This is a genomic window from Paenarthrobacter sp. AMU7, assembly GCF_041200195.1.
Classification (GTDB): domain Bacteria; phylum Actinomycetota; class Actinomycetes; order Actinomycetales; family Micrococcaceae; genus Arthrobacter.
In genome coordinates, this window is record NZ_CP165735.1 from 949,331 (window position 1) to 961,572 (window position 12,242).

The 12,242-nt window shown below is 65.1% G+C and carries 6 protein-coding genes; all 6 read right to left on the reverse strand.

Annotation, left to right across the window (positions count from 1 at the left end):
• Positions 1-49: 49 nt before the first annotated feature.
• Complete coding sequence (locus ABQM86_RS04525; RefSeq protein ID WP_369746028.1) at positions 50-670, reverse strand: hypothetical protein; 621 nt, start codon at positions 668-670, stop codon at positions 50-52.
• Positions 671-823: 153 nt separating this feature from the next.
• Entirely contained in the window at positions 824-1,381 is a 558-nt protein-coding gene (locus ABQM86_RS04530) for an SRPBCC family protein (RefSeq protein WP_207596274.1), read from the reverse strand.
• 181 nt (positions 1,382-1,562) lie between these two features.
• Positions 1,563-3,545 (reverse strand): serine/threonine-protein kinase, encoded by a 1,983-nt coding sequence (locus ABQM86_RS04535; protein WP_369746029.1) that lies wholly within the window; start codon positions 3,543-3,545, stop codon positions 1,563-1,565.
• Positions 3,546-3,619: 74 nt separating this feature from the next.
• Complete coding sequence (locus ABQM86_RS04540) at positions 3,620-7,909, reverse strand: FtsK/SpoIIIE domain-containing protein (protein WP_369746030.1); 4,290 nt, start codon at positions 7,907-7,909, stop codon at positions 3,620-3,622.
• A 57-nt stretch (positions 7,910-7,966) separates the two neighbouring features.
• Complete coding sequence (locus tag ABQM86_RS04545; protein WP_369746031.1) at positions 7,967-9,310, reverse strand: hypothetical protein; 1,344 nt, start codon at positions 9,308-9,310, stop codon at positions 7,967-7,969.
• The gene (locus ABQM86_RS04550) at positions 9,307-12,168 is read right to left on the reverse strand and encodes a hypothetical protein (protein ID WP_369746032.1); all 2,862 of its coding nucleotides are present in this window, start codon (positions 12,166-12,168) and stop codon (positions 9,307-9,309) included. The genes ABQM86_RS04545 and ABQM86_RS04550 overlap by 4 nt, the downstream gene beginning before the upstream one ends.
• Positions 12,169-12,242: the final 74 nt, after the last annotated feature.

Genomic DNA, 12,242 nt, shown 5'->3' on the forward strand with positions numbered 1-12,242 from the left:
GGCTTTGCGTGTGCGGCGCATTGTCGCGTCGCGTTGGTGCCGGGCGGAACTAGGGAAGTACGACGACGGCGGGCGGGCCGCGTCGGCTGTCTTGCCTGAGGTTCCGCCAAGGGCGGGGGATGAAGACGTCGGGTGCGCCAACCGCGACAGGGGAGGCGCCGGCGTCGGGCCTGAACACCAAGGTGGGAAGGTTGAGCAGGGGACGAAGCCAGGCAGCCAGCTTCCACATCGCGTCCTCGCCCTTGGCCAGGACGACGGCGGAAGCGAGGGTCGCCAGGATGTGACCCACCAGCATCAGTGCGCCGAAAGCCGTCCCGAGCTCGTGGGTGTGGGTCGCCGCGATATCCATCCCGGGGTCCAGGGATTCACCGCCCAGGTGGTGGTTTGCCGCCGGACCCGTGGCTGTGATGGGCCCCAGGGCCGTGAAGGCCTCGTGAAGCACCAATTGTCCCGCGCCTAAGAGGCCCGCCATGGAGACGAGGTTCAGCTTGAAACGGGTAGCCAGTGTTGCCACCAGAGCCGTCAGCACCACGAGCGCCAACAGGACCGGGGCCGTGGGAAGCGTCCCGCCGCCCACAATGTGGGCACCTGCTGCGAGGAGAACCACCACAAGGGAGACGGCGCCGGACCGCAGAGCATGGAAGGGAGCCCGGGTCCGCGATGTGCGCACGTGGTCCTCCCTGATCTCATTTGTTGCTTGATTGTCGGCGTCTTGATTCTATCGGGAGTTCGGCGCCGGCCTGGCCTCGGATGGGTGGCTATGTGGATAGGTGCGCCGAGGGGCGGGATCCCGGCACTTTGGCAGCGACGAAAGAGGTGAGAGCTAACCCCTCGCCCGCCGGACGAAGGTTGCTTGTGGGGGCTGAGGCACTTTCGCTATCGACGTGGAACGACGACGGCGGAGCTCCAGTTTGAGGCTTTCCTCGCCGCGTGCCATGGCCCAGTGATGGTTGGCCGAGAATGCGGGTTTGAGAAGCCAGCTCAGCCAACGGAGCAGTGGCTTGGCTGCGCTGACCCGCCAGTCGTAGGTGATGACCACTTCCGGGCCGTCGGTTTCGAACGTCCAGCGGCCTGTTCCGTTGAGGTCGCCTTGTGCTGTGAGGGCGAAGCCGTCGAGGGTCACCGGTTCAGTGACGGTCAGCCGCCAACGCAGGGTGTACGGGAGCCAGCCCTTGGTGTGGAGGTCGAAGCTGGCGCCAACACCGTCGGGTCCGCCGTCGGCGACGGGAGTGACCGTGAGATAGACGGACGGCCACCATTGCTTGAGCGCCGCGGCATCACCGAGGATGTCCACCACTTCCTCGCGGGATCCCGCCACACGCCACACTGTAACGAACTCGTAGTCACTGCTTTTGCTGGTTCTTTTGGTGGTCCCGGCCATTGTTGCCTCCGAGGTCCGTGCTGGTTCCGAGGGTGTCTGGTGGCATCCGTGATTAATCTACTCTTGGCATCGTCGAAGGGTTAGTTCTCGCCCCTTTGACAGCGTGAAAGGGTTGAGATCCCGCCCCTCGCCGGTCGCGAAAGGGGTGAGATCCCGCCCCTCGGCGGAAGCGAAGACAAAGCTACTCGCCCGAGTTCTCCCGGGATGTGATGCCAAAGGGGGCAGACTTGAGTTCGGTGAAGTTTCCCACGCTGGCCCGGACCGTGCATTGCGGCGTGATTTGCAGGGCAGTGACGGTGAGTCCTGAGCTGTCCACTGCCAACGCCCCGCCACAACCGTCGGCGAACCGAACTCCCTTTTCACCGCCGGTGACTGCGTCGAGCATCTGCGATGGCTTACCCGCGGCCGGGCTGACGTAGAGGGGGTTGAGTTCATCGGCGCCGCCGGCCCACACCGGAACCAGCGTGATTTTCAGGGGACTGGGCGTGACAACGCGGGCAGGGGTGCGGACCTCTACGCCCTTGAGGCGTTGCACCGGGTACGCGGTGCCTTTGACGGCAGGATTTTGCGTGGCAGCCGTGGTTGCAGCCGATGAGCTGCGAAGCCAGGCATCCATTGCCTTCTGGTCCGCGGGCTGCACAGGTACCTTGGCGGTCAGTTGTACAGATCCTCCGGCGGGAATCTCCACCCCGGACAGCTTCCAGCCGCATTCAACATCCAGGCCGGTGATGGAAGCCTGGTTACGGCTCACCGTGCCACCATCCCACGTCACAGCCGGGCATGCTTCGCCGTCGGCAAGTCCGGGGATGACCTCCAGGAACTCACCGGACAAGGGCGCTTTCTGCGCCGAGTAGGACACCGTTAAACGGACCTGGCCGGACGAAGGCTCGTACGCTGCGCTCCGCGAAATGGCGAGGCCTGTCGGAAGGGCAGGGTCCTGAAGTTGCGCTGACAGCTGCTGTCCGGGAGGCGGGGGTGCTGCCTGCTGGGTGGTGGGGGACAGGAGAATAAAACCCACCACCATGGCCACGATCAGGAAGACCGCGCTGGCGGCCAGAAGCAGCGCCTTGCGTGTCCGCCAAAACGGGGTCGAGTCTTTTTCCTCTGCCTTTTCCTCCGCTTGGGGAAGGACCTCGCGGCGCGGCATGGGGCGGGCAATGGTAGCGCTGCCGGCCTGCCCAAGGTCCGGAGCCTCAACATCGACGCCGGCGGGTGGGGCCGCTGCAAAGGCTGCGAGTTCGTCATCGGTAAAGGCGCCGCGGACGACGGTAGCGGGACGTTCGACGTCGTCGAACTCTTCGGGCGCTGTCCCCCGGAGGAGAGCGGGCTTGCCCGCAAGACCGGGCGCCAGGCGTCGGAGCGACGACGCAGCTTCACCGGCTGTTGGGCGTTGGTTGGGATCCTTGGACAACAGCCGATCCAGGACGCTCCACAAAGCATCATCCACCGGAATACGGGGCGGTCGCGAAGAGACATGGCGGTACGCAACGCTGAAGTCCGTCCCCGGACCCGCGAACGGCGTGCGGCCGGCAAGGAGTTCGTAGAGCAGGACTCCCGTGGAATAGACATCTCCGGCGGGCCCGGACCGCCCTTGGCTGATGAGTTCGGGAGGCATGTACTGCGGAGTGCCGATCAGGCCTGTCGTCTGGCGGATTTTCTCGCCCACGACGTCGGAAATGCCAAAGTCGGACACACGCACGTCGCCGCTTTCACACTCGGACCACGGGCGGGCCAGGAGCACATTGTCCGGCTTGATGTCGCGGTGCGTCACGCCCCGCGAGTGGGCGAACGCGAGGGCATCGAAGATTTCGGCGGCAACTTTCACTGCTTCTTCGGAGGGCATCGGGCCAGCGTCCTTGACGACGTCGCGCAGCGAGCCGCCCGCGATGTAGTCCATGACGATGGCCAACCGTTCACCCTCAACCACCATGTCCCGTACTGTGACGATGCCGGAATCCTGCAGACCGAGCAGCACGGAGCGCTCGCGGACGAACCGCTCTACCAAGGAAGGGTCATCGGCATGCTCCGGTCGCAGGACTTTGGCCGCCAGGGTGCGGCCGTCGGGGGACGTGACCGTCCAGACTTCGCCCACTGCCCCTGAGCCCACGCGCTCCCCAAAGCGGTAGGACGCGCCCAACGCCTGACCCGTTTGTGCCAATTGCATGTCCGTACTCTCCAAAGCTGTCGATCTGATATCCGGGCCGTTCCGCGGACCCCTGCAAAGTATCTGCTGTTGGTTTAGCTCCCGGGACTCAGGGACTGGATCAGCGACATTTGCCCGCCCACACCGAGGTATCCGCGTCCGGCAGTGAGCGCCACGGGTGCCTTCCGCGGAAGCGTGGCACCCAGCAGCTCGCCGTCGTAATTGACGTCGGGCTGGAGCACCACGCCCAGACGGGATTTTCGGATGGCCTTGGTCCAGTGACTGTACAGCCCACGGAGGTCAGCGGCCCGCCCTGAGGCAATAATGCAGAGCCCAGGCAGCCCGGAGGCTACGATCCCCGCAATGGACTGATCGGTGTCCTCAAAGCGTTCGGCGTCATCGATCAAGAGGAACACCGGGCCGCGCTCGATCCGCAGCGAAGCCAACAACGCAGGTACTTCGTCGGTGCCTACGGCTATCCGGTCCAGATCGGCGGTGGCCAAAGGGGAGCGGCGGTCGCAGATGCCCCAGACCTGGGCCGGGCCCCGGGAGGTGGATACGCCACGGACAGCCTCGGCCAGAGCCAGCAGCACGGTGGATTTACCAGAACGGGCCGGCCCGGCAATCAGGGCGTGCTCGCCCTCATAAATTTCCAGGAAAGCCGGTGAGAGGTCTGTTTCGCGGATTCCCACGGGGATGTGCCACGGCTCGGTCTCGAGTTGTGGCTTCACGCCGAGATCCGCCATAGTGACGTTGGTGGGCAAGCTCCTGATCGCTGTGGTCTTGGCAGGCGCATCTCCCCAGCCTTGGCGGACACGGTCCACAGCGGCTTCCAAGCCGATGCCGGGAGTAGCAACGTGCATCTGCAGGGAGGTCCGCGGATCCACGCAACGTCCGGGGAGGGCGGCCGGGACATGTTTTGCCCGCACCCCGAGCGACGAGTAGTCGTAGGTGTCGGCAAGCCGGAAGAGCCACTTCTGCAGCGTTACTTCATTCATCACGGAAGGAACTGCTTTGGCACGGGTCGTGGTCACGGCGAAGGAGAGCCCCAGGGCCGGCCCGTCGGCATAGGCCCGGTACAGCAGGCCCAGGAGTTGCTGCCCCTCAAAGTCCTGGAATTCATCGCGCAGCGACGCCAGGCCGTCGAGAAGGACCACCGTGCGGCGATGCGTACCTGGTGCTGCCCTGCGACTTTCCAATTCGGTGTTCAGGTGCCGCAGGAAACGCGCTTGCTGCTCCTTGGCGCCGGCACCGGTTCCCACATAGGCCACCGTGTGGGGCAGGCGTTTGAGCATCTCCAGGTCGCCGGAACCCATGTCCAGAATCATCAGGTCCAAGTCGGCGGGATCTGTATTCTTCGCAAGGGTCAGCGCGATGGTCGCCAGGGTGGTGCTTGTACCGGAGCCCGCTACACCCATCAGCATCAGGTTGCCCATGGACATGTCCCATCCGGCGGCAGACTGGCGCTGCAAGTCAGGCTCGTCCAACAGGGTCACGAGGACGGTGGACCCCTTTACGCTTCCGACCGATGGACGGTCGGCTGTAGAGGTCTCCTCGGGAGATCCCTCCGCCAGGAATCCTTCCAGCTCCACCCGCTCGCCCAGCGCCTCCGGCCAGACCTGCCGCGGAGGGGCGTATCCGGCTTCGGCATTGGCTTCCACCACGGCGTCGATAAGGAGATCCAGATCGTTTTCGTCCATCGCAGCGGACCGTGGAAGTACGGGCGCGGGGGCGGGGACACCGAACTGCCGGATGTCGCGAACATCGACGGCGGGGCCGCCGTCGAGCTGTGCCTGTCCGGTGACCAGCGCGGTCTGGACGGGCGTGATGTCGTCTTGGCCGAGTTTCACGAAGGCGCGGCCCATCTGGGCCCTGCCGATCGCTGAGGCGGCTGGGACGCCAATAACGTTGTTGGAGTCGTCGCGGCTCTGGACGCGCAGCGCCACCCGAAGGTTGGTGTTCGCGAGGATGTCGTCGCTCACCACCCCAGCCGGACGCTGCGTAGCCAGGATCATGTGCACTCCCAAGGTGCGGCCCACGGCGCCAATGCTGACGAGGGCTGTCAGGACATCCGGGAAATCCTTGGCCAGCATGGCGAACTCATCGACCACCAGCAGGAGGCGCGGCATCGGCTCGGCGGGGTTCGTGGCCAAGTAGGCATTGAGGTTGTCGATTCCCTCGCCTGCCTCTGCGAAAACCCGCTGGCGGCGCTCCATCTCTGCTTCCAGGGCGATCAGGGCCCTGTCAGCCAGTTGTTCGTCCAGGTTGGAGATGGTTCCGATGGTGTGCGGGAGGCGCTCACAGGCCTTGAAGGCTGCCCCTCCCTTGAAGTCCACCAGAATGAAGTTCAATCGGGTGGGATCGTTGCGGGCGGCGAGGCCAGCTACCAGGGAGCGCAGGAATTCGGACTTTCCGGAGCCGGTGGTGCCGCCCACCAGCCCGTGCGGTCCGTCCTTGACGAGGTCCAGGGTCAGGGGTCCGTTTTCGCCGGTACCTATTGGCGTGGAAACGCCGGTGGGGGCCTGCCACATCCGGCGGATCGTGGCCGCGTCGGGGCGTTCGTAGCCCAGAAGCCCGGGCATCCGTACCAAAGAGGGCAAGGAGGCCCCGGGAACGCTGAGTTCGGGATCATCGAAGTGTGCCAAGCGTGTGGCGCAGCGCAGGGCTTCTTCCTGGTCGAGACCTGCCAGGATGACGTCCTCCACGCGGGTCAGGTCCTCCGGCTGGTCCACGGTGGCTGCAGCATCCGTCCCAACCCTGATAATGGTGGTGCAGGACGCCGGCAGTTGTTCCTCGGACGTCGCTATGACGATGCCAGCCACGCGGGGAGGCCGCTGCTGCGGGTTGACGTGGCCACCGGGAACGGAACGCCCCATGCCGAGCAAGGCGCGGGCAGGGGCGTCCCTGCCCTCTGTCAGTACGTCGGAATCCAAGACCACCATGAGCGCTGGGGTGGGCAATTCCTCCACTGAATCCTTCAGCATGCGCAGCATGGCCAGGCTGGTCTCACGATGCGCGGACATCCAGCGATCGCCCGTGCTGCTGCCGGTTTGGCGTGTGTGGGGGAGCCAGGACGCCCATTCCCATTCATCGGCCCGGCCGGCGTCGCAGAAAACGCCGATCGTCAGATCGGCAGGACCAACGTGCACCGCGGCCTGGGCAACCAGTGAACGGGCCAACGCCAGGGCTCCTTCCCGTGAGCCAACAATGCCAACGACGCCGGCGTCGGTCAGGTCCACCAGAACAGGGGCTGCCAGGAGACGGGCTGCGGTGAGGGTTTCCTTGACTTTTTCGTCCGGGCGCGAGCCCGCAGCGCGGTCAACTTCGGGCTTCCACGGCACGTCACCTGTGCCCGCGTGCAGGACCAGGAAGTCGTCGGAGTCAGCACGGCGCTGCCACAGTGACGTCGCCGGAAGTGACGGACGGCGGACCACCGTAGCGGGATCGGGGACCATCTTGTGCCGGCGGGCGGTTTCCACCTCTGCGGCTGTGCGGATCTGTTGCTCAAACTCTTTGAGGGCTCCGTCGAAGCGCTCTGCCTCTTCCTTGAGGCCCCGGGCATGGCGACGCTTTTGCTCGAACCACATGCCCACCGCCATCACCGGACTGAGCATGGCGAACATCGCGAAGCGCATGTCCCTCAGGATCATCACCATCGCAACGGCCATGACCAGCGGTGCCAGCACTGTGATGTAACTGAACTTGTTGGCTGGCGGAACGTCCTTGCGGCTCGGCGGGACCAACGGATCCCCGGCGGGTGCGCGGCCGGGGCGCGGTGGCCTGTTAAAGGGAGCAGTGGCTGCCGGGGTCAGGTTGTGCAGGCTGCCGGGGGCGGGAGCGGGGGTCTCATCCAAGGTGGGGCGGAGGAGAAGGACCGTGCCACCTGCCGTGATGGTGGCCGTTTGTGTGACCAAAACCCCGTCCTCGCCCACAGGCTCCCCGTTGACCAAGGTGCCGTTGGTGGAACCGCCATCCACCACCCGGAGCCCCTCCTCTTCGCGGCGAAGACGGAAGTGATCCCACGAGGCACTTTCGGTGGGGAGACTGAGGTCGGCATGGGGCGACCTGCCGACCAGCATGTCACGCCCCTGCGGAACATCCACCACACCACCCGTACGTTGCCCGCCGGCCAACGTCAGGCTCCAACCACGGACACGGTGCGGCGCGGGCCACGGTGCGCGTGAGATGCGGCTGCCCTCCAACAGAATCAGTTCGGAGAGCGGCGTGGCACCCCGGACCTCTGTCTCATTGACAAACACCGGCTCATCAGGCGAAACCCTGGGTCCGCCGGCAGCTTCCACTAAGTCGGACAGCGTGGTGGCGGGCGCAGCATGGGCAACCTCGCACTCGAAACGACGATCGTCCAGGTCGATCAGCACACGCAACGGGCGCTCCTCCTGTAGTGGAACTGTTCCCCTCAGGCGTGGGGACAGAAAGGGTTGTTAAGGGCTGGCTGGTGCCGGTACCCAGACGAGCCGTGGAGCGTTCTCGTCTGCCGGACGAAGACCGAGGTCCTGAGGTGACGCGAAGACGGGGATCGCTTCGGCAGTCAGTGCTTGGGATTGCGAGAAGTCCAGCGGCGGTCCGGCGAGGCCTTCCCCGGCGCCGAAGGACAGGGTGCGCAGCGACGCTGCGACCTTCGACGGTTCCTTGCTGCCGGCCAGTGCAGCCGCGCGGACCAGGGCCACCACGGCGTCATGGCTTCGGGCGTCCGCGGCCCAGGCATCCGCCGAGAACGGGGTATCGTCTGTCAGGTTCTTGATCTCCGGGTTCCCGCCAGCCAATCTAATGCCGGAGAGGAACGCGGACATGCCCCGCCCTTGGGCGTCCTGCTGAAGTGCGATTGCATCGCCGGTCGCCGGGGCGACGCTGACAAGTTGTCCTGAAGCGGTGCCGTCAAGCTCCGCGAGCGAGGACGCGAACGCGGGGGTGATGGCGCCGTCGGGAAGTACCAGCGGAACGGACACGTCGCGTGACTGGAGGGCTTGGACCAGCCGGGCCAGGCGCTGCGGGGTTGCCGCCGACACCACAACAGCGTCTGCGGGGTTGGCAATCCGTGTGCCTTCAGCATCAGCCGGCGCGTCCTTGGCCGGAGGTCGAAGCTGGTCGCCCGTACGGATGGCTGCTTCCTGGGCCAAGCCGGACACGTCGGAGAAGCCCTCCAGCGTCAGTGTGTCAGCGGGAGTGACGGATGCCGGGACCTGGCCGCCGTCGCTGACCAGCAGCACCCGGCTCTTGCCGGCAAGTGCGGTCCCCAGAGCGGCTTGGACAGAGGCTGACGTTGGTCCAGTGGTCCACGTCGTTTGGGTCGGTTCCGACGCCTCGCTGTAGGGCAAGATGACCGGGAGGCCCCGCTCCTCAGCGGCCTTCGCTGCTGCACGGGCTTGCGGACCTGTGCTGGCAACGAGAACGCCGGACACACCTTGCTCGGCAAGCGCGCCGACTGCGGCACGGGCGCCGTCTTCGGTGCCTTGGTCGTTCTGGGTGGGGAGGGTGACTGTCGCGCCGCCTTGGGCGAAACGCTGTGCCGCCACCACGGCACCCTGTGCTGCGCGGTTGTATTCGGTTCCGGGCTCACCGGACTGGCCGAATGTCATGACGACGCCGATCGAAAAGTCCGCCGGCAGGCCGTCAGCCTTGAGGGCAACAGGAACTGTGGCAGCCACAGGATCGGGCCGGGGAGCTTCCGTGGGGCGGTTCAGTGTCATGGTCAGGACCACAGCAGCAGCAATCACGACGGCGGCTCCCGCAGCGATCAGGACGAAGAGACGGTTGCGGGGGTTCACGCGTTGCCGCCGATCTTCAGTGTGTACAGCGTCTGTGACGTCGCACCTGCAGGGACCTCGAGTTGGAACGGTGGCAGTTCATCCACTGCAGTGAGCGAGGCCTTGAACTGGGCCTGGCGCAGGAGAAGTCCTGCAACGTCGCGGGAGCGTATGTTGGCGTAGCCTTCAGCATTCTGGGAGGCCAGGGCCAGTTGGAAGTCCGCTGTGTCCGCTTTTGCCGCGCTGGTGGCCATGGAGCCGAGCAGACCCGAGCCGTTGACCGTGCGGTCACCGAGATCCAGCATCACTTTATTGAGGCTGGAGGCGAGAAGGGCGCTGGCACCCTCGACGTCGCGGGTGGAGCCGGACGTGCTGGACGCAATGTTCTCCAGCGAGGACTGAGTGCTCTTGGACAGGGCGGCTGTGAGGTCACCGCTTTGACCGAGGAGTTCGTCGCGCTGTTTGTTGACCGTGCCCTCGGCGTCCTTCACAACGTCGTCTGAGGTGGACTTCAGCCCGGAAATGGACCGGTTGAAGGCTGTGGTCACGGATTCAGAGCTGGCATCGCCGATGTCGGCAACCTGGCGTACTTGTTCGCCGACGGTTTTGTAGACCTCGGCGGCGGTTTCGGCCGAAACGTCGCGGAGTGACTCTTTGATCTTGTCGCCGAGCATGTCCTGCTGCTCTTTCAACTTCGCGAGTGCGGTCGTCACTGTGCCGGAGGAGTCAATCGCGTCAGCCAGTGCAGTATCGAGCGCCTCAAGTCCCTTTTTGGTGCCATTGGCGTTTCCTGTTGCGGCGCCGTCGAGCGTCTTGACGCCCGTCTTGATCGCTTCGAGCTTGGTGTCGGCGTCGTCGAACGTCGCTTCCAAGGCGGTGAACGCCTGGCCAATTGCCTGGTCGGCGGCAGTCGTGTCAGTGGCTGCAAGAACCTCGTCCCAAGCGGCTGACTGACCTTCGAGCCGCACGTCCAGTGGCTCCTTGAAGCCCGCCGGCGGATTCAGCGCGGGTGTGGGGTTGCCGTCCTCATCAGTCGGTTCGCACGGCACTGAGGTCAAATAGGAACGCAGCCGCTCAACATCCTTTGCGGACAGCTTGCCCTTGCCGGGGATGAGGCTGTCATCGGACAGCTTGCATAGCTCGTCCGCCACCTTCTGGTTCTGCTGCAGCATGGAGCCGTTCAGCCAGGTTCCCTGACCGAGTTCGCCCTTGGCATCCTTGGCATTGGTGGCGATGGCGAGCAGTTTCTGCCGGAGGGCGTCAACGCTGGTCTGGGCTGCCGTGGCTGCTTTCCGCGTCGCGGCTGCAGAGTCGGCGGCGGACTTGATGGCCGTATCCAGTGCAGCCAGTGCCTTGCTGTAATCCTCGGACGTTCCAGAGCCGTCAAGCATCGCACCGAGGTCGGTGCGCACTTTTTCAAGTGCGACGGCGGAAGTTGCCTGGTCTTTGATCGCGCCTTCGATGACCTGCGGCTGGAGACCGGAGACGAGCTCGTCGCCCTTTTGCACCAGGCCCAGAAGCGCTCCGGTAACTGTCACAGCCGAACCATAAAGGGAGCAGGTCATGGAACCCTGCTCAGCGCATTCCGCTGGCGTGGGGTTTTCCGGTCCCATGGTGGCTTTGAGGGCGCCGGCAACGGTGTCCCGGCAACTCGCGCTGACCTTAGCGTAGGCGTCCAGCTGTGAGGACATGGTGAGAACGCTGGAGTAAACGGTGGCTGCCGGCGCGGCCTTGGCCACCTCGGCGGTGCAGCCGTCACCGGTGATGGGGGTGACCGGCGGTGTCGCGGAAGTGTCGCCCAGCATGGCGTCCACGGCGGAGACCGTCAGTTTCAACTGCGACATGGTGGTGGACTGGGTGGCAGTTGTTGAAGACTCCAAATCAGAGCCGAGAACCTGCAGCTGCTGCTTCAGGTCAGACATCGTCGCGGCAAGGGCCTGGGAGTTGTCCCGCAGTTCACCGGCCGTCTTTGCGCCGAGAGTCTGCGAGGTTGCCTGCAGGTTCCTGCGGACATCGGTGATGGTGGATCCGGCCTTCGCCAGGACCGTGTTGACATCAGATACGAGCGAAATGGTGCGGCGTTGCAGCTCCATCTCCGAACCGGTTCCGGATGAGAAGGCGCTGGCGAGCACACCGTTGGCACTGAGGTCTGTATTGAGGCCAGGCTGGACTGCGACGTCGAATTCGGGAACCTGGAAGTCCTTCACGTCGGCGGCGAGGCGCAACGTGGTGCTGGCGCCGGAACGCGGGGGAGCCAGGACAGTGGCCCACTGGACAACGGTGGCGCCGTCTTCGGTGCTGCTCAGGACTCCGTTGGTACCGGTAGTGCCGTCGGCTGAGCCGGGTGTTACGTCGTCCGCCCGGATGCCCGGGAGCTTGGTGGACGCTGCGATTGTCAGCGGAGCGCCTACCAGAGCGGTGTCAGAGCGGGCCTGGCCGGCGGCGTCGTACTGGATGGTCTGTGGTTTGACGGTGAGGTTCTCAAGCGTCAGGTTGATCTCTACCGGGCCGGTGTGGCCTTTCAACTCGGCGAGGTCGGAACCCGATTTCTCGCCGGCACGGTACTGGAGGCTCACGCGCACCGGGAGTTCGCCCACTACCTGGGCGGTGTCATAGGTGGTGTTTTCCGCCGAAGAGTCACCCGCAGCGGACACGGAGATGGTGGTGCCTTCGATCTTCTGCACTCCGGCGGCGGGGGACAGGCCTACACGGACGCTCTGCAGGAGTTTGACCGGGTTGGACACCGGCTCTGGCTCGGGAGTCTGGGTGCACGAAGTGGTCGCGATCAGTCCCAGCGCTATCAGGGCGATGCCCAGAGAACGGCCCGAGGGGATACGACGCCCCGGTTTGTACTGGTTAAAACTAGCCTGCCTGGGCATGGATCGTCCCCCTCTTTCCGTTCACGGTGCCTTGAGTATCATAAGGTTGCGCTCCCGAATGGACTAATCCCACC